The sequence below is a fragment of the Clostridium hydrogenum genome, from assembly GCF_021432385.1.
Taxonomy (GTDB): domain Bacteria; phylum Bacillota; class Clostridia; order Clostridiales; family Clostridiaceae; genus Clostridium_S; species Clostridium_S hydrogenum.
This window is the reverse complement of sequence record NZ_JAEACT010000002.1, coordinates 2,340,171-2,361,102: the sequence shown is the minus strand read 5'-3', so window position 1 is coordinate 2,361,102 and position 20,932 is coordinate 2,340,171. Positions and strand designations below refer to the sequence as shown.

Below are 20,932 nucleotides of genomic sequence, written 5' to 3'. Positions count from 1 at the left end.
TGTGTTTCTAAAATAGATAAAAAATAAAATTTACTAATATATTTCTAAAAAAAGGAGGGTAAAATGGGGAATAAACATGATTTACGGGTTATCCGCACATACAAATCATTAACAGAAGCTTTTTTACAACTCATGAGTAAAAAACATTTTGAAGATATAACAGTAAATGAATTATGTGAAATGGCTATGATTAGAAGAACGACATTTTATAAGCATTTTGCAGATAAGTATGAGTTTTTTGGTTTTTTTGTAAGACGGTTACAAAGTGATTTTGATGCAATAAATCCTGCTTCAAAGGATTATAGCGACCCATATTCTTTTTATATCAGCATTACCCGTGATGTTCTGAATTTTTTTAAATACCATGAACAATTTGTAAGTATGGTATTAGGTAGCAATTTACTTCCTACACTTCTTAACATACTTTCAGAACAAATAATTTCTGATATTACAGGGAAAATTAAAATTGCTATAAAAAAAGGCGTATCTGTGTCTGCATCTCCTGAAATAGTCGCATCCTTTTTTACTGGTGCAATAATTAATACAATCGGATATTGGCTCATGCAAAAAAAGAAAATATCAGAAGAAGAATTAATTAAAGAAGTAGAAAAAATTCTATACAAGCTCACTGACATTTAATGAAAAGTAAAAGCAATAATATTGTAGGACATTAAATAAAGGTCATACAACATTATTGCTTTTACTTTTCAAATTGTCTATTTATTTGGCTTTTTTCTTTTAAACTTTAATACTCCCAATAAACCAATGGCTGCGCAGGCAATTACAGCTATGGCGCCATATAAAGGAAAGGCACCGTTTTGTGATTTTGAAGTTGGAATGATTTTTTTTATAATATTGCTTATTTGTGCAGTTACATTTTTTTTATCGCTTGCTATTGAAAAATCAATTCTTTTTGTAGCTTTATTTCCTGCAGAGTCTGTAGTTGAAATAACTAATTCATGATTTCCAACGGAAGAGATTTTGTCATTTAATTTATATGCATTTCCATCTAAAGTCATAGTGGTTTCAGATTCAACGATATCTTTTGAAAAAGAAATTTTTGGAGTAACGGAACCAGTGTAAGTATTGCCGTTATTGAGACCTGAAACATATATTTGAGGTGGAGTAGCTTTTATAAAGAAATTAATTGCTTCTTTGTTTATGTTACCTGCTTTATCTACAGCTTCTATTAGTAAAGTGTGTTTTCCATCCATTCCAATAATACCGCCGTGATAATCTTCACCATCAATCATAAGTATTGACATATATGAATTTGGATCATTTATATATACATATGGATCTATAGAATGATTAAAAATTCCATTGTTAACTAATCCTTTAAGCGAAATAGTAGGGGCAGTCTTGTCTATAACAAATCTTATAATCTTTTCCGAAGAGTTTGATGCCTTATCTACGGAAGTAATTACTAACTCATAATTTCCTTCAGCAGAAATAATACCATTATTATAACTTGTACCGTTTAAAGTCATTGTAAATAAGTATGGATTTATATCTGTGCTTGTTATTAAAGGACTTACTGAAGTGTTGTAGTAATAATTATCAGTTATATTAGAAGTATTTATAACAGGAGCAATAGTATCTATTGTGAATTTTAAATGTGATGTAGGGCTGAAATTACCGGCTCTATCTTTTGCAATAGCAGTTACGTCATATGCATTGTTTGCTAAAAAGTCTGGCACATTATCGGGAGAATACTCAACACCATTTATAATAAGTGTATCTACAAAATCATCACTGTTTTCCGTGGTGATAATTGGTTTGAATGCTTTGTTAAAATATTGATTGTCTGAAAAATTAAAATTAAGAACTGGTGCTGTCCTGTCAATTACAAAGCTTATAGGTGTTAGAGTGGATTCATTACCAGCTTTATCATATGCAGTTGCTGTAATAGTATATGTACCTTCGTCATAAAGGCTAAAATAGTATAGTCCGTTATCGTCTCTTGTTACATCAACTGGAATTTCAACGCCATCTTTTTTTACAACAAAACTTGTCCTAGTAGGATCAAAGTTTGAATCTTGAATGTCAATGTAAGGCGTTACAGATTCGCTGTTTAAATAATCACCATCTTTAACTCCAGAAATACTTATATTTGGAGCAGTATTGTCAATTACAAAAGATTTACTAAAGGTAGAGGCATTACCTGCATCATCCTTTGCGGTTACTTTTAAAGTATAATTACCATCTTGAGAGATTTTGTTTCCAGCGAATGATATACCTCCGTTAGTATTTAAATAAAAATATCCATTGCATGCTTTTCCGTTCAATGTAACAGAATAGTTTGCGAGATGATAGTTATCAGACATATTTATAATTGGACTGATTGATCCAGTATAGACACCGCCATTTTCTATATTTCTGCCATATGCCTCATTAAATGAAATGGCTGGTGGAACGGAGTCTATTGAAAATTGGACTTTTGTACTCTTAGTGTATGAAGGTGAATATATGTAAACCGTATCAGGGGAATACACGATAAGAGTATTTTTCTGATTCTTTGGTGTATTCTCAGAGATTGTGTCGCCTTCTAAGGTTACTATATCGTTATCTTTGCTTATAAATTTTAGATTGTATGGTTTATTGTTTAATGTAGCATGTACTAGATTATCATTACCGATACAATTCTTATCTAGTAATGAATTCTTTATTTTTATTATTGGTTTTACTGGTTTAGATGAAGAAGAGTTGTTATTTACTCCTAATATAAGTGGCGTACCATCATCTGGAACTTTTGAAGTATCATCTTTTGAACTTTCATTTATAGATGAATTTATGCTTTGATTATTACTTGTATCTACAGCCAGTACAGTAGATTCTGTAAAAACATTTGAAATAAACAATGAAGCTAAAATTACTGAAAAAACTTTTTTACGATTCAATGTTTTACTTCCCCCTTTTTTAAGATGCCTTATATCATAAAATGTACTGAGTTACATAATATACCAAACACGAAAAAAATTCAACTAGAAATTAAAAAAGTTTAATAGAAAGTTTAAATAAATTAATTTTTATTTTTAACAAACTGGAATATTATTCTGAAAAGTGATATTATAGTATTGATTTTTATATATGGGGTGTTTTACTTGAAATTGGAAAATGAGATGTTTGATAATAAATATAAGATTGTGGATATTCTTGGTAAGGGAGGTATGAGCATAGTTTACCTTGCTAAGGATATTAAACTTGAAAAGTTTTGGGCAATTAAGCAAGTGAAAAAAAGTCTTAATTCTTCTATTGATTTACTTGCGGAAACTAATATATTAAAAAATCTTGACCATCCAGCACTTCCGCGAATAGTTGACATTATTGAAAGAAATGAAAGCATATATCTTGTGATGGATTTTATAGACGGTATTTCACTTGATAAACTTATTGTAAAATCTGGTATGGTTGATGAAAAAACTGTAATTGATTGGGCGAAGCAGATATGTGATGTTTTAAATTATTTACATTCTCAAAAGCCAAACCCAATAATATATAGGGATATGAAGCCAGGAAACCTAATACTTACAAATAGAGGACAGATAAAGCTTATAGATTTTGGTATTGCAAGAAAGTATAAGAAGAATGTTTCTAAAGATACAACTTATATAGGTACAAGGGGGTATGCTGCACCAGAGCAATATGGAGATTATCAAAGCGATGCTAGAACGGATATATATAGTTTAGGTGTTACGCTTTACCACTTAATTACTGGTAAGAGTCCTAATGATCCGCCGTTTGAGATAAAGCCAATAAGAAAAATAGATCCATCACTTTCGGAGGGAATGGAATTTATTATAGAGAAATGTACAAAACAGGATCCAAGTTTGAGATATCAGTCAATAAAAGAAATGATTAATGATTTGGAAAACATACATAAGCTTAATTCAAAGTATAAAGTAGAAGTAAGAAAAAAGTATATTAAAATCTTTGTTAGCGTTATTATGTTTATTTTTTCAGTGTTTCTAATTGCTTCTGGAATTTTTGGAATTAAGGGTGAAAGTGTTAAGGAATATAACAACATGATTGAAAATGGTGATAAACAGGGAAGCTTAAAAAATACAAGTAAGGCCATTGATAGTTTTAAAGCTGCAATAGACAAAAACGAAGAAGATTCAAAAGCGTATATAAAAGCTATTAATACGTACCTTGAAAATGGACAGTATGATCAGTGTATAGATTTTGTTGAGACATACGTAACATCAAAAGGCGCAAATTTACTTAAAGATGATAATCTTAAATATGAGGTTGGAATGGCGTATTTTGATTATGAAAACTATAGTAAAGCCTGCAAGTATTTTGACGCAATAAATGGGAAAAAGGCTGATAATATTGGACCGCTCAAATATTATAAAGTGATTGCAAAAACTTTATCTACATTGAGTATGAGTAAAAATAATGATGTTATTGACTCTGTTAATAATCTTGAAAAATACATAGATGGCAGCTCAGATATACATTTTAAGATTAGTGCATATATAACTTTGTCGCAGATTTACAGAGATAATCCTCAGATATTTGATGAGAATACAGATAAAGAAATAGGAGTTTTGGAGAAAGCAAATACTCTTTCGGTTGGCAAAAATAATATAATAATATATCAGCAACTGGGACAGGCGTATTACAGTAAGGCAGGTGAATCAAGGCTAGAGCAGGAAAAGTATAAATTGTATTTAAATAAAGCACTTGAAAATTACAAAATAGCCATAAATGCAGGAAGTCAAATATCGGATTCTTATTGTAAATTGGGAATGATATATAAGTATTTGGATAATGTAGGTGAAAGTAAAAATGCATTTCAAAAGGAAATTCAGATGTTTCCGGATGATTATAAAGGATATATGGAACTCGCACTTTTAGAATATGATGCACAGCAAGGGGTTTCAAATGGACAAAGGAATTATAGTGACTTTGTTAAGTATTATAAACTTACAATATCTAAAAAATACAATGAGAATGATACCGAATTTATGAATCTAAGTCAAAAATATAATGATATTAAAAATCAAGGTATTATAAGGTGAGGAGGATTTTTTATGAGTTCTATGCAGATTCAAATAGCTAAAATAATTGCAGGCATTTTTGGAATTATATTGAGTATGTTTATTTTGTATTGTACGGTTAAAAACAAAACTATAAAAGAGGAACATGAAAAAATATGTGATTCTAAGGTAAATTACGAGATTAAAGAAAATGGTGGACAAGAAACAGCTGTTTTAGAAAATGTAACGGACAACACAGAGCTACTTGATGATAAAAACAAAGATGATACTGTTTGTTTATAAAATGGAGGATATAACTATGGATAATTACCCTAATATAAATATTTCAGAAAAAAGTATAGAGAAAAAATTTGCTGTCTTGTCTTTTGATAATGCAGAGAATATTGACGAAGAAAAAATTAGCATTATAAATAGTGAGAAAGAGAATTTGCTTCATGTAGAAGTAGAAAATGTGAAAGAAAAGATTAATATTCTATATGATATTACAAATAAAATTACCTTTGAAGAATATTTAAAAGATAAAGTTTTAAGGGTAAGTGAGTTTTCTAATATTTTACTACAGATTCTTAGAAAATTGAAAGAAGTGGAGACTACGAAGCTTAAAGGATTTAGTTTTTTTGATTCAAAGTCTATTTATATTGATAGATATTCAGAAAATATATATTTTATCTGTATTCCTCTTAAAGCAGATGGAAATTTTGAACTGGCATATGAATTTTCAAGACTTATTAAGACATTAATTGTAGAGGTTGTAAGGATTGATGATAGAGAAAATTTTATATCTAAGATATTAAATATCCTTAGGAAAAAAGTATTTAACATAGATGAATTTGAAGAGCTTCTTAAGAAATATTCTAAGGATGAGATTGAGAATAAAGTTGAAGTAGAGGAAGAACAATTACTTAAGCATGAAAATTATAAGGAAGAGCCTATAATTACGCAAGCTCCAGAATTAAGTGAGACGGTAAATCCTAAAACTGAAATTATTGTGAATAGTGATATAAGAACAGAGGACAAAGAAAATAATTATATTAAAGATATAATTAAAATGAAAAAAACTAGAATAAGAAGGCTAAATATTAGGTATGCCCTTATAATTTTAGCGCTCCAGTTGGTTGCTGCGGCTGGTGTGTTTTCAGTTGTGCTTTTTTTTGATAATCAAGAGTATTTAATTGAATCAATAATTATTTCTTTAATTTTAGGGATGGATTTAATACTAACTTTAATTTTAATTTTAAACTTGTCAAATAAAAAAAGAGCTTATGAAGTTAAAGCAGCAAGCAAAAGTACAGAAAATATTCGCAATATAACAGCCAAAAATACAAATAGCATAAAATTGTCAAAGCGTGAAATTGTATCAGAAATGTCTTATTCTACGCAAATTATTGAAGAAGAGTATCCATATTTGGCTCAAAATAAAAATGGTGTTGTCCAAAAAATTTATATAAATAAAGATGTTTTTAAAATAGGAAGATTAGATGAATTTGTTGATTATGTAAGTGATAATAAAGCGGTGGGAAAAATGCATGCGGAGATAAGAAAAATAAATTCAGAATATTATATTAAGGACTTGAATTCTAAGAATGGAACCTACATTAATAACAAGAGGCTAGAAAGTAATGAACTGTATAAGATTAAAGAAAATGATGTTATAAAATTTGCCGATAGTTCTTATGCTTTTAGGCTTAATTAAAGATAAACCACATTGTAACTTCAAATTTATTTGTACCAAAATGCCGTCTCCTGGGCATTTTGGTGCACATGAATTTCAATAGTTGAAACGGTTTATCTATAAAGAGGTGAGTTATGAATAGATTTAATTTGATAGCAGGCGCTTTTAGTGATAAAGGAAAATTTAAAGATACAAATGAAGATAACATATTGGTTAAAATAGGGGAAGATAAAAGTGGAGATTTTGGTATGTTCGTTGTATGCGATGGACTAGGAGGACTGGAATTTGGTGAGATTGCAAGTAATATAGCCGTTATGAAGCTTAAAAAATGGTGGGAAGAGGAATTAGCAAAGATAATAAAGACAAAGATTCAAAATGAAATTCCGATTATTTTGTCTTCTGTACTAAAAAAAATAAATGAAACAATAATTGAATATGGAATTCAAAGAAATAAAAAATTAGGCACTACAATGTCTCTAATATTTATTTATGGCGGAAAGTATTACATATTGCATGTCGGTGATAGCAGAATTTATAGTGTGAAAAATGGGATTGAAAGGCTTACAGAGGATCACTCATATGTTGCGTATAAAGTTAAAAATAAGATGATGACTCAAGAGCAAGCAAGAGTAAGTCCTGATAGACATATACTTATGCAGTGCATAGGCGTAAAAAGAGAAATTGATATTTTTAAGAAAACGGGAATTTTAAACGAAAATGAAATTTTTATAATATGTAGTGATGGGTTTTATAATAAATTGAAGGATGAGGATATAAAATCAAATATTTTAAATTATGATTTTGATGATGAAACCTTGCAAAAAGCAGCTAAAAAACTCGTACAAATTGTTAGAAGTAGAGGCGAAACTGATAATATTTCTGTGATTTTAGTTGGAGCAAAAAAGAATAAAATACTGTAAATTTTAATTACAGGCTATGCTTGATATAAGTTTAATAATAAATTTAATTATATATTAAAATTTATAAAAAAAGTGGAAAATTAATATACTATATGGTATTATATTGATTATAATTAAAAATAATGTTTTACTGTATATTTATTTTGGGTGGTGAATTATGAGTAAGGTTAATTTCATAAAGGACATAGAATTTAGCAATAGCAATTATATTGAGCTTGTTATAAGTCCTGATAGTTTTGTTGATGATTATCAATTTTCAGTTGTTAATAGTAGTGGAAACAATTTGATTAATTGTATTAAAGATAAGTATAAAGCAAATTGCCTGTTATATTATGTTGAAAGTTATATTCCACTTAAAAATTTTATTTTAAAGAATGTTTTTTCAATTGATGAGTTTAAAAAAATAGTAGAGCAAATAGTTGATTTGATTTTATGGATAAAAGAACATAAGCTTATAACTTCAAATTTGATTATAGATATTAAATATTTGTTTATAGATGTATATAGTCATGATATTAAATTTATGTATGTTCCTGTTAGCTCTAATGATTATATAAATTCATCTATGGAAAATCTTGGAATACTTTTAAGGCAGTTGGTAAATAGTAGTCAAATAAAGGGCGGAGAAGAACTAGTAGGCTTTATTTTATCTAAAGTAAATGATGATAATTTTGATATTAATAACTTCAAAAATAAAATATCAAGTTTTAATAAAAATGATGATGAGAATTCTAGTAGATTCGGTAAATTTAAAGGATTTATTATTTCTTTTTTTATTATTATTTTTTTATGCATATGTATACCATTAATAGGTAATGCTTTTAAAATTAAATTAATAAGTAAATATATTGATTACAATGCTTTGATTGTATTTTCAATTTTATTCTTTGCTGCAGAACTAATTTCTTTTATAATAGTGTGTTTTACAGGAAATAAGAAGAGCAAGGAAGAGGAAGTTTACACTAATTTAAAAAGCAATATGAATTATGAAAAACAGCGGTCTAAGGAGGATATTTATATAGCTAGGAAGTCTGAAGATAATAACAAAATAACTAATAGCAGGGAATATAGTCCTGTAATTGAAGATGAATTTGACCTAAATTCCAGAAAGTTAAATAAAGAAAGCGTTCATAGTGATTTAGATAAAGAAAATGGTACTAGTGTTTTGTTTAGTGATAATTCTAATAAGCCATATATCATAAAATTAAATTCTGAAGGTACAGGTAAAATTTATATAGATAAGGCAGCGTTCAATATAGGACGAGATAAGGTAAATTCAGATTTTGTAATTGAAAAACCTACAGTTTCCGGTAAGCATGCATCTATAGTATCAGACAATGGAGAATATTATATTATTGACAATAATTCGAGCAATGGAACATATTTGAATCACATTAAACTTGAACCTAATAAAAGGTACAGGCTTAATAACAAAGATGGCATTATTTTTGCAGACGAAAGTTATTATTTTTATTTAAACTAAAAAAGAATGAAGGGATAGTCTTAAATGCAGTTAACGTTAATAAAAAAGGAGTCTATTAATTCGTGTATTTTGCCAGAAAAGAAAAATGGACAGTACTGGATAACTGAAAAAGATGCAGCTGGCTGTGAGAAAAATGTTATAAGTGTTGAAGGTTATAAAGAAAAATGGTTTTTAATTTCAAATAAAAAAGTCATTATAAGAGATGAAAATAATAATAAGCTTCCTAAGGCAGCAATAGAACCGCTGCAGTTTTATAATGTATATTTTTTAGAATTTAATGAAAGTGCACTTATATATTCCGAGCCAATTACAGCTGATAGGAGGTACTTTAAAAAACTCCTTTTTTGTCCTGGCAATAAAATCATGATTGGTAGAAATAGTGATTGTGATATAGCTTTTGAAAATAATTTTGTATCCTCCAAACATGCAGAAATTAATGTTTATGAAAAAAATATTACTATAAAAGATTTATGTAGTTCAAATGGGACTTTTGTAAATGGATTTAAAGTTAAAGAGAAAGCGCTTGCACCAGGTGATGTGGTTTACATATTAGGTTTGAAAGTTATAATTGGAAAAGGATTTTTAGCTGTAAACAATCCTGATAATAAGGTTAAATATAATGAAAAAGTTTTAAAAAAGTTTATCAAACAAGAAATTGAAGTTTTAAATGATGAAGAAGATGATGATGAGGTAAACAGTGATAATTTATTTTATCGTTCACCGAGATTTAAAAAAGATGTTGAAAGGGTAAAAATAAGAATAGATTCTCCACCGGCTCTTGGAAATCAAGATGAGATGCCGCTTATGTTAATATTAGGACCTTCTTTAGCAATGGGAATGACATCGCTTTTTACAGGTATTGTTACATTACAAAGTGTTATGAGTACACATGGAAATATAATGACAGCAATGCCAACACTTATGATGTCTCTTAGTATGCTTTTAGGAACAGTACTTTTTCCAATATTGTCAAAGAAATATGAAACAAAAAGAAGAAAGAAAAGGGAGAAATTAAGACAAGAAAAGTATAGGAAGTATTTGAAGAAAGTTGATCAGATAATTGTGGAAGAGTGCATTCACCAAAGCAAGATACTCCATGAAAATAATATAACCTTAGATGAATGTGTTACAAGAATCAAGCTTAAGCAAAGAAATCTTTGGGAAAGAACCTATGAACATAAGGATTTTTTGACTGTAAGGCTTGGGCTTGGAAGTATACCTTTAGAAGCTGACATAAGCTATTCTGAAAAAAGTTTTTCTATGGAGGATGATGTTCTCAAAGATGAGTTGTATAAATTAGTAGACAAGCCTAAAATGCTAGAGCAGGTTCCTGTAACTATTTCTTTTTTAGAAAAATGGATTTCTGGATTAATTGGTGAAAGAGCTAAAGTGGTAGAGCTTGTTAAAGGAATTATAGTTCAACTTACAGCACTTCACAGCTATGATGAACTAAAACTTGTATTTATATATGATAAAAATGAAGAAAGTATATGGGATTTTGTAAAGTGGCTTCCTCATGTTTGGAATAAGGATAAAACTATAAGGTACATAGCTGAAAATTCAAATGAAGTAAGGGAACTTTCCTCATATTGTACAGCAGAATTTAAAAAGAGAAAGGATATGGGCAAAGATAAAAGTCTTGAGGAAATGGGACCATATTATATTGTATTTTCAATGAGTAGGGAACTTACTAAAAAAGCTGAAATTGCTGATATGATACTTGAGAATAAGTCAAATTATGGGTTTAGTTTAGTGGCACTTTATGATGAACTTAAGAACTTACCAAAAGAATGTAGAACTATTATAGAATTGGGTTACAATGAATGCAAGATATATGATAAAAGTGATATTACAGGAAAGCATACGGATTTTCAGCCTGACATTTTTCTTAGACAAAATATAGATGATATAGCAATGCATTTGGCAAATATAAAACTTGATTCGTTAGATGCTTCTTATAGTTTACCTAAGGTTTTGACCTTCTTGGAAATGTACAATGTTTCTAAAATTGAACATTTAAATCCACTTGAACGCTGGAAGAAGAATGATCCAACTGCATCATTAGAAATTCCCCTTGGGGCCTCTACTAGTGGTGAAGCTTTTAAAATTGATTTCCATGAAAGATATCATGGTCCTCATGGATTAATTGCGGGAATGACAGGGTCAGGAAAAAGTGAACTTATTATGACACTAATTCTTTCATTAGCTGTAAATTATCATCCTTATGAAGTTGCCTTTATACTTATTGACTATAAAGGTGGAGGCATGGCAAATGTTTTTACAAAATTGCCTCACTTAGCTGGAACAATAACAAATTTGGATGGTGCTGCAGTAAATCGTTCGCTTGTATCAATTCAAAGTGAACTTAAACGTAGACAAGCTATTTTTAGTGAAACGGGTAAAAAATTAAATGTTAGCAATATTGATATTTATAAATATCAGAAGCTTTATAGAGAAAAGCTTGTTACAGAGCCACTTCAGCATTTGTTTATAATATCGGATGAGTTTGCAGAATTAAAAACACAACAGCCGGAGTTTATGAATCAGCTTGTAAGTGCTGCCAGAATAGGAAGAAGTCTTGGTGTTCATCTTATACTTGCGACACAAAAGCCTTCTGGAGTAGTAGATGATCAAATATGGAGTAACACAAGATTTAGAATATGTCTTAAGGTTCAGGAAAAAGAGGATAGCATGGACGTTATAAAAAGACCAGATGCAGCAGAGCTTTCTTTAACAGGAAGGTTTTATATGCAGGTTGGCTTTAACGAATTATTTGAACTTGGACAGTCTGCTTGGGGTGGTGCACCATATTATCCATCAGAGCAGGTAGAAAAAAAGGCATATGATAAAGTTTCAATCATAGACAATTTGGGACATGTAGTTAGAGAAGCTTCAATCGACAGTAAAAAGGCTGTAGTTAAAAATCCACCAAAACAGATTGATGAAGTTGTGAACTATCTTGATGACCTTGCAAAGGAAGAAAACATCAAGGTTAGACCACTTTGGTTAGAACCAATACCAAGTGTTGTATATATAGAAAGTCTAGTAAAGAAATATGGGATTCCTAAGAACGAAAAATATATTTTTAATCCTATTATAGGAGAAATTGATGATCCATCAAATCAAAGACAGCTGCCTATGATACTGCCTATTACAGAAGAAGGAAATATAGTTATTTATGGTGCAGCTGGTAATGGTAAAACAACCTTCTTAACAACAATGATGTATTCACTTATGAAGGATCATTCTCCAAGTGAGCTTAATATATATATTCTTGATTTTGCCTCTGAAACTCTTAATGCATTTTCAAAGGCACCACATGTAGGAGATGTAATTTTATCACATGAAAGTGAAAAAGTGAACAATTTATTTAAAATGTTAAATAAGGAAATAGAAAATAGAAAAAAGATACTTTCAGAATACGGCGGAGATTATATTTCCTATGTTACAAAGGGAAAAGGTAAGGAGGAAACTATAATTGTTATAATCCATAACTTCTCAGCTTTTACAGAAGTTTATGATGAACTTGAAGATAATGTAGCCTACCTTACTCGTGAAGGAACTAAATATGGTATTTATTTTGTAATTACATCTGCAAATACAAGTGCTGTTAGGTATAGAATTTTACAAAACTTTAAACAGTTGTATGTATTACAGTTAAATGATGTGGCTGATTATCCAGGGGTTCTTGGAAGCATACATGGAGTTTATCCATCAAATTATAGAGGAAGAGGAATTTTTAAGAAGGAGGATGTGTATGAATTTCAAACTGCAATTGTAGGTAACAGTTCTGATAGTATATTTGAATTTATACGAGGCTACTGTGAGGAATATGCAAGTACCTGGAAGAAAGCAGGGGCTAAGCGAGTTCCAATATTACCTGAAAAGGCTGATGTAGATTATTTTGAAAATGAAATAGTGCACAATGATTTTGATAAAATTCCTATTGGAGTTGAAAAGGCAAGTCTTAAAACAGCCTATTATAATTTTGAAAATTTGTATATAAATTATATATTGTCATCAGACAATAATAGTGCAAGCTTTTTAGAAGGTTTAGCAGATATATTTGTAATAAAGAAGGTAAGCGAATTAATAGTAATAGATCCATCAGATATGTTTAATAAAACTGAAAATAGAGAGTATAAGTATGCAAAATCTGATGCAGAATTAGAAAATATTGTTGTATATTTGTTCAATACTTTAGTATATAGAAACAATACCTATAAAGATTCAAAGGAAAAGGGAGAAGAAGCTCCTAAGTTTGAAAGAATGATTTGTATCATAAATTCTATGGCAAGTTTAAGAAATAGTCTTTCTGAGGATGGAAAAAATAAGTTAAATGTACTTCTTGAAAAGTGCGAAATGGAATACAATGTAATTTTTGTTATTGCCGATGCTGTAGGAAGTATTAGTTCATATTCCTTTGAAACCTGGTATAAAAAAATCCAATTAAATAGAGGAATTTGGGTTGGTGATGGCATAGGCAATCAATATCAATTTAAAATTTCCAATATGTCAAAGGAGCTGCACAAGAATATTGAAAGTGACTTTGGATATGTAATTGTAAATGGTAAAGCTAGGCTCATAAAATTATTATCATCAAAGAACAGTGAAGGAGATGATATATATGGATAAAATTTTGGTTGATGTTTATGTGCCAGCTATAAATAAAAATTATGATATATATATACCATTTAAAAGTAAATTTTATGAGGTTACTAAACTGATAGTGCATATGGTTTGTGAATTGTCTGAAAATTATTTTATAGGACAAGATGATTCAATAATATGCGATAGAAAATCAGGAGCAATCTACAATATCAATATGTCGTCAGAACAACTTGGACTAAAAAATGGTTTCAAGCTGATGTTAATATAAATTTTAAAAGATGAGAGGAGAAATTAAAAATGGGAAGATCAATAATGGTAGATCCAGCAAAATTACAATCAACATCAAGCAGCATGGATTCACAAATTGCAGAATATGAGAGGCAGTACAATCAGCTTTACAGTGAAGTTGAAAGTATGGGAGCAGCTTGGCAGGGAGCAGATAACCAAGCATATGTATCACAAATTGATGGTTTTAAGGATGACTTTAAGGCAATGGTGCAGGTAATGAAAGATTACTCAGACTTTTTAAAGTCAGCATCAAAGGTTTATACACAAGCTCAAGATGACACTATAAACGCAGCAAGAAGACTTACAAATTAACAGACAACTCGAATAAAATCATTAACAAAAAATAAAGAAAGAGGGAATAAAAAATGGCAGCAGATGGAATTAAGATTTCTTTTGCAGAGGTATCAAAAACAGCATCAACAATAAGAACATTAAATCAAGGATTAACACAAAAACTTGAGGAAATAAAAAAAGAAATAAATGATTTATCAGGAACATGGCAGAGTGATTCAGGAAATACAGTTAGAGAAAAATTTAACGCATTAGCACCAAAGTTTGAAGATTACAGAAAAGTAGTAGATTCATACTCAAAATTCTTAGACAGCGTAGTAACAAACTACACTCAAACAGAATCAGCAATAAATAACAATGCAAGTGCTTTTAGATAATAAAACATTATATGGATATAATATCTGAAAAATCGAAATTATAAATACTGAGTTTATCCTGACAAATTAGAATTTAACTCAGAGTACGGAGTACAGAGTACAGAGTACAATGAAGGATGATTTTTCTACGCGAGCGTAGAAAATCTAAAAACTTATTTTTTTATTGCTTATGCAATCGTACCATATATGGTGCTCAGCGAAGCTGACAACATTTAAGTTTAAGATTTACCTGAAAGAATCGAAAGGTAAATCATCATTCACTGTACACTGTGCTCTGTGAGTTGTACTCTAATTCAAACTCCAGTTTGTGTATCTATAATTAAATATGAAAATAATTAAAATTTACATAGATGATAAAAAATATAAAGCGGGGAGGGATTTTAGTGATTAATGTTTCAGTAGCAAGTTCGGAAGCTAGTAAATTAACTAATAATTCTAATGAAGCTAGTGATGTAAAAAAGGATGTAGACAGTATAAGGAATGGAATTGATAGTAGTTGGAAGTCAATTGAAATAATGAGTTTAAATTTAGATGTTGACAAAATTATGGGGCAAATGAGTTCATCGATAAATGAGCTTCAAACCTTAAGCAATGATATAGTAACCACTGCAGAGGAAATAAGAAGAGAAGAAGAGGAAGCGGAAGAAAGGAGAAGAGAGGCAGAAGCAAAGGCAGCGGAGGCAAAAGCAAATTAAAAATTGGAGGTGATTATTTTGTCGCGGCTTGAAATAAAAATTAGTGAAGTTAAAAGATTAAGCAGTAAACTTGGACCAGATTCCACAAAAATGTCAAGTATAGCAGATAGTATAAATTCAGTACGAGGTAACTTAGACAGTAGAATAACTGCAAGAAAAAATATAGGCTCAAGATTAAGCAGTGCATATAACGAGGCAAAGTCTATAGAAACAAAATTGAAAATGTTAGAGAAGTTTATAGATGATTCCATGGATAGGTATGAAAAAGCAGAAACCAAGGTAAATAAAGAAGCAGAAGAGTTAATAGCTTTATGGAATATAGAATATGGAGGAGAGTTTGCATTAGAGTGGAGAGGCATGATGTATGATGTGCCGGGCAATTCAGCGTTAAATGAAGAAATATATGAAGCTGGCAATGAAAATTTTGAAGATATAGGGTCAGAAATAGAAGATGCAAAAAGAGAACAAAAAATTTCATATACGCTAGTAGGGGTTACAGGATTATCTAATATGAATTCCGAAAAGTTTTTAATTACAAATGATGGTATGCAATTTAAGCTGTTTAAGCAAAATGGACAAATATGGATTAAGGTTGTTAATGGTGGAATAGAAAATCAAGCAGATTTTTCATATTATAGAGGTTTACTAAAAGATGGGCTAGGTGGAAAGTGGAAGTGGAATAAAGACTTTGTAAAAGACTTGGTAAATGACGGTGTTCCACTTTACAGTAAAGCAGATAAGGGTTTTTTCAAAAGGAATACTAATAAGTTTTTAAATACTAAAATGGGATCATTGGATAATTATATTGGTAATATTGGAAAGAATCCGTTAAAAGTAGGAGGAGATACCTGGGCAAATACCTTTAAAGAAAATATGAATGTTAAAGAAGCATTTGCAGGAATTAAAAATATTGATAAGGATGCCTCGTTACTAACAAAAGCAGGTAAATTTGCAGGACCAGTTGGAATTTTATTAACTGTAGGTGATGATGCTTATGGAGAATTTTATGGTGCGAATGCAAATAGAAGTATGGGGGAAAAAGTACAAGATACCGTAATAGATGTGGGAGTCGATTTAGGTACTGGCTCAGCTGCTATGGCAACAGGGGCTGCTGTTGGTTCCTTTTTCTTGCCACCATTGGGTACTGTAGTTGGTGTAGGAGTAGGTGCACTAGCCAATATGGGTATGAATTACAAGTTTGGAGGGCCACCACCTGAAAGTATTGTAGATCGTACTAAGGATGAAGTAAAGGATACTGTAAAATCAGCAGAAAAATTTGGTGGATGGGTAAAAGATAAAATAGGAAAATATTTTTGGTAAAGTTGGTGAACTTGTTTATGTTAAAAAAATATTCAGAAAGCGATTTCTATGAATTAAAAGATGTATCAGAAGATAGGCTAAATCCAGCTGGAATTGCAGCGTTTTTTATAGCTTCCTTTGCAGTTAGTGCCATATTTACAGCTGTTTGTGTTTCTGGATCGTACAAGAATAAAAATATTACAAATCCAATTTGGCATAAAATTATCAATGTTATGCTAATATTATTGATAATTCAAGCAATAATTACATTTTTATATTGGGGAACGAAAAAATCATTTAAACATCAAAGATTTCAAGCAGTGTGGCTAAATATTATTTCAATAAAAATATCAATAGATGCATATCCATTTTACTTTTTAGCTTGTGAGGATAAGCATGCACCTAGTTATATGTTTGATATTGGATGGCTTTTTTTACTAGGTGGATTTGTATATTTGATTTTATCTACAATTAGGGGAGTAGTTAGAGTAAGAAGGGGAATGTTCAGGAAGGGAGGAAGATATTTATATGATTTTTCTAATTCAAAATTGCATTTTAGTATTCCTTTAATATATGGAATTGTACTTATAGTAGGAAATATATCGAGAAATTTATCTGCTTCTAGTGATGAAAATACCCCAATATTTGGATTAATAATTATTTTAGTATTTATTGTTTTAGTTCAGTATGGCATAGCAATGGCATGGCCAGAGTTTTTTTTATTAGCTTATTGCAAATTTAGATTCAAATCATTTACTGAAGAAATACCAAAAGCATGGTTAAAAGAATTAAAGGATGAACATATAAATGAAGACTTACGTTATTGGTGCAATAAACCTATAGCCGTATTAAAGTCTATTACTGGATGGAAGGTAAAAGAAAAAGCTCCCTTTACTGCGCTTATTGCAATTTATCTTGAGGCCTCAATGATAATTTTTGTTGTTTTAATGTTGGGAGGGATTCGCAAAATAATTATAGGCGAAATTGCTATATATAAATTAATAGAATTGATTATTGATGCAGTAGAAGTTTCTTTTTCACTAGGACTTTTTATAATCGTGCCAATGTTAATTTTATTTAAACTTATAAATGTAATATTTAAAGGGAGAAGAATTAAAAAATGAAGATAAGACGATGTCCATTAGTTTTTAACAATGTAATAAGTGCAAGTATAAACTGCAAAGTAAATGAGTGGTATAAATTTGCTGCTGAATTTAGAAACAGGATAATTAGGAGTGGGCTTTATGCAACAGGTCCTATTATATATAAGTATGAAAATTTTAATAATATAGATGATGAAGTTAAATTCACATTTTATTTACCAGTTAATGAGCCAATTAATATAGAAGAAAATGATACATTTAATTTTTATAAGTTGTGGAAATTTGAAGATGGACTAGCTATAAGACATGCAGATTTAGATGAGGATATTGAAAAAGATAACAAGATACTTAAAGCATGTGCAATAGCGAATGAATGCAAATTAGAGGAACCATTTTATAACATTTATTTAGATGTATATGGCGGCGGAATTATAGATATTTATGCTCCAATAGTAGGGAAGTGATAGTATGATTAACCCAAATGATTCAATTAGATTTACAAATGTAGTTTCAAAAAAGTACCACTTTTATTATGAAGATATGGATAAAGCAATAAAAGAATTCCTCAATGATATAGATAGAAAAGGAGCAATAATAAAAGGTCCATTATTTTATTCTCTTAATAATATTCCAATGGATAAAATGATGGATGTCGAATTATTTATGCCTATTGAACAAGATAAGTTCGAAATTGATAATGATATGTGTTTTTATAGCTATTTTAGTATAGAAAATATGGTTTCTATTTATATGTTTGCTAATTTTGAAAAAAATACAGAAATAGCATATGTAGCTTTGTTAAATTATATTGATGAAAATAAATTAAAGCAGGTAACTCCAATATTTCATGTTCTATCAGGAGATAAAACAATGCAGTATGTAATTATAAAAATTGGAGTGATTTCTGATTCTGATAAGGAAGATGAAAAAAGTGTACAAGAATCACTAACTGATATAAAAAATTTAAAAATTAAAGAAATATATAAGAATAAAATAGATAATGCAAGTGTGTTTAGATAATAAGCTTTTATGAAAAGAAGTTGTGGAAGCTCACCCTTTATATAGCTTTAAAACAGAAGGAGAAATTCATAATGAAAATTAATGATAGTACTATAAAAGAGGTATTACAACCATTTCAATAAGATGATGAACAAGCAATGTATTACTGCTATGGTCTTACAACAGCGACATTTGGATAAACTATGCTGTTTGGTAATATAATAGCAGTATTTTTAAGTAAATACCATATTTTGGGTTTTGATGATAAAAAATTAATTATGGTTCGTATAAATATGCTTGCAAAACCAATAGAAACTAAAACAATTGAGTATAAAGACATAACTAATATAAAAATATCAAATTATTTTTTTGGATTATGAAAAAAATATGGATACAAGGTGGAAGTAAATTAAAAATAAAATTAAAAATAAATAAAAGAGTTGTAACTATCAATAAACAGAGAGAAAACTTGGAGAATATTTGTAATATGCTGAAAAATAAATTTGAATAATTTAAAGTTAAGTTATATTTGAAGATTTCAGAAAAGTAGTAGGTTCATACTCAAAATTCTTAGACAGCGTAGTAACAAACTAAATTCAAATAGAATCAGCAATAAACAACAATGCAAGTGCTTTTAGATAATAAAACTTTTAGAGATAAGAGTAGAGAGAATGTGGATTTATCTTCACTTTACTCTTATCTCTGATTCTAAAGATAAACTACTTGAAACTTCAAAATTAATTTGTATTAAAATTCCATTTTTGAACATTGTGATGTAAATTGATTTTGGTAGTGGAAATAGTTTATCTATACAATTAAATATGAAAATAATTAAAGTTTACATAGATAGGGATAAAAATAAAATAGGAAGTCTTTTTAAATAGGAGAAAATATGCTAAATAATTGTAAGGAAGAAGATTTTTATGGATTTAAATTATTATTAGGAGATGGATATGACCAAAAAATATCAGGTGGATTATGGGGAATAGATGTTTGGAGTTTTATTAATACTTTAATGTTAACACTTGAATTAAAAGGTAATATAAATATTAATCATGGATTTTGGAGTAAAGTTGTCTTAGCGAATCAGATATTATTAGCTATTCAAATTGTTGTAACAGTTTTTTTTATGAATTTTAAGAATTCATATATTCATCAGAAAGCTCAATCGGTTGTATGTTGTTTATTACTTTTAAAATTATCTTTAGAAGGATACCAACTTTTTTTCCTTATATGTGAATCTCATAAATTTTATAATAAATTAAGAGATACAGCTGTTTTAGGATTTTTTTTAGGTATTATCTTATTAATTGTGTCAAGTTTTGTGTATATAAAAAAGGTTAAGAAAGGTGATTTTAGTAAGAAAAATTATTGTGATATTGATACTGGTAAATATCCATATGCATTAGTATTTGGAGGTATAATGACTGTTAAGGTTATTATGAACCATAGTTCTGAAACTACCTCAACATTAATATTTCTTGCATGTTTGATAGGTATTCAGTATATAATAGCAGCATCATTGCCTAAAAGTTTAATTTATAGTTACTGTAAATTTAGATTTAAGTCATTTATAGAAGAAATGCCAGAGATAAAAAAAGAGAAAAAATCAGTAATAATAAAAAAGAGTATAAAAGCAATGAAAGCAAATGTATTTAAGTGGTATAGAATGCCTATAAAAGCCTTAAAATCATTTGCTGGGTGGAGGGTTAAAGAAAAAGCTCCAATTATAGCATTGATATTGGCTTATTTTGAAACTGCAATTATTATATATGTTGCTTTAATAGCTTTATTTGTTTTTGGAGTTGCTTTTCGAAGAGTGTATTCATACCAATTGCTAAGTGTTCCTGGAATTGTATTTTCAATGTTTGTGAGCTTTATAGTGATTATTGTTATGATAGTTTTATTTAAAATCATAAAAGCATTGTTTAATAAGTGAAACTAATTGATTAGTAGATAAGGAGAATAAAAAATGAAGATAAAACGATGCCCATTAGTTTTTAACAATGTAATAAGTGCAAGTATAAAATGTAAAGGAAATGAATGGTATGAATTTGCTGCTGAATTTAGAAACAGGATAATTAGGAGTGGGCTTTATGCAACAGGTCCTATTATATATAAGTATGAAAATTTTAATAACATAGATAGGGATAAAAATAAGATAGAAAGTCTTTTTAAATAGGAGAAA

19 protein-coding genes are annotated in these 20,932 nt (G+C 29.2%); 18 read left to right on the top strand and 1 reads right to left on the bottom strand.

The features are described 5' to 3' along the window. Positions 1-63: 63 nt before the first annotated feature. Complete coding sequence (locus tag CUEA01_RS10640) at positions 64-639, top strand: TetR/AcrR family transcriptional regulator (protein WP_234121614.1); 576 nt, start codon at positions 64-66, stop codon at positions 637-639. Positions 640-716: 77 nt separating this feature from the next. On the opposite strand, the gene CUEA01_RS10635 is transcribed toward CUEA01_RS10640, so the two are convergent. Beyond that, complete coding sequence (locus tag CUEA01_RS10635; protein WP_234121613.1) at positions 717-2,900, bottom strand: Ig-like domain-containing protein; 2,184 nt, start codon at positions 2,898-2,900, stop codon at positions 717-719. 195 nt (positions 2,901-3,095) lie between these two features. On the opposite strand from CUEA01_RS10635, the gene CUEA01_RS10630 reads away from it, so the two are divergent. The 17 genes from CUEA01_RS10630 (at position 3,096) to CUEA01_RS10550 (ending at position 20,926) form a co-directional block, all read left to right on the top strand. After that, on the top strand, positions 3,096-5,027 hold the full coding sequence (locus tag CUEA01_RS10630; protein WP_234121612.1) for a protein kinase domain-containing protein: 1,932 nt from the start codon (positions 3,096-3,098) through the stop codon (positions 5,025-5,027). Between the two features lie 12 nt (positions 5,028-5,039). Then, on the top strand, positions 5,040-5,288 hold the full coding sequence (locus CUEA01_RS10625; RefSeq protein ID WP_234121611.1) for a hypothetical protein: 249 nt from the start codon (positions 5,040-5,042) through the stop codon (positions 5,286-5,288). 16 nt (positions 5,289-5,304) lie between these two features. Continuing rightward, entirely contained in the window at positions 5,305-6,699 is a 1,395-nt protein-coding gene (locus CUEA01_RS10620) for an FHA domain-containing protein (RefSeq protein WP_234121610.1), read from the top strand. A gap of 113 nt (positions 6,700-6,812) precedes the next feature. Beyond that, positions 6,813-7,598: a PP2C family protein-serine/threonine phosphatase gene (locus CUEA01_RS10615; protein WP_234121609.1), complete on the top strand. Its 786-nt coding sequence runs from the start codon at positions 6,813-6,815 to the stop codon at positions 7,596-7,598. Between the two features lie 157 nt (positions 7,599-7,755). Then, positions 7,756-9,081 carry an FHA domain-containing protein gene (locus CUEA01_RS10610; RefSeq protein WP_234121608.1) on the top strand — a complete coding sequence of 442 codons (1,326 nt, stop codon included), beginning with the start codon at positions 7,756-7,758 and terminating at the stop codon, positions 9,079-9,081. A gap of 24 nt (positions 9,082-9,105) precedes the next feature. Then, positions 9,106-13,716: a type VII secretion protein EssC gene (gene essC, locus CUEA01_RS10605; RefSeq protein ID WP_234121607.1), complete on the top strand. Its 4,611-nt coding sequence runs from the start codon at positions 9,106-9,108 to the stop codon at positions 13,714-13,716. After that, positions 13,709-13,960, top strand: a complete 252-nt coding sequence (locus CUEA01_RS10600) for a methyltransferase (protein ID WP_234121606.1) — start codon at positions 13,709-13,711, stop codon at positions 13,958-13,960. The genes essC and CUEA01_RS10600 overlap by 8 nt, the downstream gene beginning before the upstream one ends. Positions 13,961-13,989: 29 nt before the next feature. Beyond that, positions 13,990-14,292: a WXG100 family type VII secretion target gene (locus tag CUEA01_RS10595; protein ID WP_234121605.1), complete on the top strand. Its 303-nt coding sequence runs from the start codon at positions 13,990-13,992 to the stop codon at positions 14,290-14,292. A gap of 53 nt (positions 14,293-14,345) precedes the next feature. After that, the gene (locus CUEA01_RS10590) at positions 14,346-14,648 is read left to right on the top strand and encodes a pore-forming ESAT-6 family protein (RefSeq protein WP_234121604.1); all 303 of its coding nucleotides are present in this window, start codon (positions 14,346-14,348) and stop codon (positions 14,646-14,648) included. Between the two features lie 383 nt (positions 14,649-15,031). Next, positions 15,032-15,343, top strand: a complete 312-nt coding sequence (locus CUEA01_RS10585; RefSeq protein ID WP_234121603.1) for a hypothetical protein — start codon at positions 15,032-15,034, stop codon at positions 15,341-15,343. A gap of 18 nt (positions 15,344-15,361) precedes the next feature. Next, a complete protein-coding gene (locus CUEA01_RS10580) occupies positions 15,362-16,663 on the top strand; it encodes a hypothetical protein (protein WP_234121602.1) in 1,302 nt (433 codons plus the stop codon). A 17-nt stretch (positions 16,664-16,680) separates the two neighbouring features. After that, on the top strand, positions 16,681-17,766 hold the full coding sequence (locus tag CUEA01_RS10575) for a hypothetical protein (RefSeq protein WP_234121601.1): 1,086 nt from the start codon (positions 16,681-16,683) through the stop codon (positions 17,764-17,766). Continuing rightward, positions 17,763-18,209 carry a DUF5085 family protein gene (locus CUEA01_RS10570; RefSeq protein WP_234121600.1) on the top strand — a complete coding sequence of 149 codons (447 nt, stop codon included), beginning with the start codon at positions 17,763-17,765 and terminating at the stop codon, positions 18,207-18,209. The genes CUEA01_RS10575 and CUEA01_RS10570 overlap by 4 nt, the downstream gene beginning before the upstream one ends. A 4-nt stretch (positions 18,210-18,213) precedes the next feature. Then, positions 18,214-18,765 carry a DUF5085 family protein gene (locus tag CUEA01_RS10565; RefSeq protein WP_234121599.1) on the top strand — a complete coding sequence of 184 codons (552 nt, stop codon included), beginning with the start codon at positions 18,214-18,216 and terminating at the stop codon, positions 18,763-18,765. A gap of 182 nt (positions 18,766-18,947) precedes the next feature. Continuing rightward, positions 18,948-19,124, top strand: a complete 177-nt coding sequence (locus CUEA01_RS10560; RefSeq protein ID WP_234121598.1) for a hypothetical protein — start codon at positions 18,948-18,950, stop codon at positions 19,122-19,124. A 512-nt stretch (positions 19,125-19,636) separates the two neighbouring features. Continuing rightward, positions 19,637-20,683 (top strand): hypothetical protein, encoded by a 1,047-nt coding sequence (locus CUEA01_RS10555; protein ID WP_234121597.1) that lies wholly within the window; start codon positions 19,637-19,639, stop codon positions 20,681-20,683. A 33-nt stretch (positions 20,684-20,716) separates the two neighbouring features. Next, positions 20,717-20,926 (top strand): hypothetical protein, encoded by a 210-nt coding sequence (locus tag CUEA01_RS10550; RefSeq protein ID WP_234121596.1) that lies wholly within the window; start codon positions 20,717-20,719, stop codon positions 20,924-20,926. Positions 20,927-20,932: the final 6 nt, after the last annotated feature.

What these genes read in the sequence shown, in the direction of transcription:
- CUEA01_RS10640 (WP_234121614.1), top strand. Translation starts at nt 64, where the DNA reads ATGGGGAATAAACATGATTTACGGGTTATCCGCACATACAAATCATTA.
- CUEA01_RS10625 (WP_234121611.1), top strand. Translation starts at nt 5,040, where the DNA reads ATGAGTTCTATGCAGATTCAAATAGCTAAAATAATTGCAGGCATTTTT.
- CUEA01_RS10620 (WP_234121610.1), top strand. Translation starts at nt 5,305, where the DNA reads ATGGATAATTACCCTAATATAAATATTTCAGAAAAAAGTATAGAGAAA.
- CUEA01_RS10615 (WP_234121609.1), top strand. Translation starts at nt 6,813, where the DNA reads ATGAATAGATTTAATTTGATAGCAGGCGCTTTTAGTGATAAAGGAAAA.
- CUEA01_RS10610 (WP_234121608.1), top strand. Translation starts at nt 7,756, where the DNA reads ATGAGTAAGGTTAATTTCATAAAGGACATAGAATTTAGCAATAGCAAT.
- essC (WP_234121607.1), top strand. Translation starts at nt 9,106, where the DNA reads ATGCAGTTAACGTTAATAAAAAAGGAGTCTATTAATTCGTGTATTTTG.
- CUEA01_RS10600 (WP_234121606.1), top strand. Translation starts at nt 13,709, where the DNA reads ATGGATAAAATTTTGGTTGATGTTTATGTGCCAGCTATAAATAAAAAT.
- CUEA01_RS10595 (WP_234121605.1), top strand. Translation starts at nt 13,990, where the DNA reads ATGGGAAGATCAATAATGGTAGATCCAGCAAAATTACAATCAACATCA.
- CUEA01_RS10590 (WP_234121604.1), top strand. Translation starts at nt 14,346, where the DNA reads ATGGCAGCAGATGGAATTAAGATTTCTTTTGCAGAGGTATCAAAAACA.
- CUEA01_RS10575 (WP_234121601.1), top strand. Translation starts at nt 16,681, where the DNA reads ATGTTAAAAAAATATTCAGAAAGCGATTTCTATGAATTAAAAGATGTA.
- CUEA01_RS10570 (WP_234121600.1), top strand. Translation starts at nt 17,763, where the DNA reads ATGAAGATAAGACGATGTCCATTAGTTTTTAACAATGTAATAAGTGCA.
- CUEA01_RS10565 (WP_234121599.1), top strand. Translation starts at nt 18,214, where the DNA reads ATGATTAACCCAAATGATTCAATTAGATTTACAAATGTAGTTTCAAAA.
- CUEA01_RS10560 (WP_234121598.1), top strand. Translation starts at nt 18,948, where the DNA reads ATGCTGTTTGGTAATATAATAGCAGTATTTTTAAGTAAATACCATATT.
- CUEA01_RS10555 (WP_234121597.1), top strand. Translation starts at nt 19,637, where the DNA reads ATGCTAAATAATTGTAAGGAAGAAGATTTTTATGGATTTAAATTATTA.
- CUEA01_RS10550 (WP_234121596.1), top strand. Translation starts at nt 20,717, where the DNA reads ATGAAGATAAAACGATGCCCATTAGTTTTTAACAATGTAATAAGTGCA.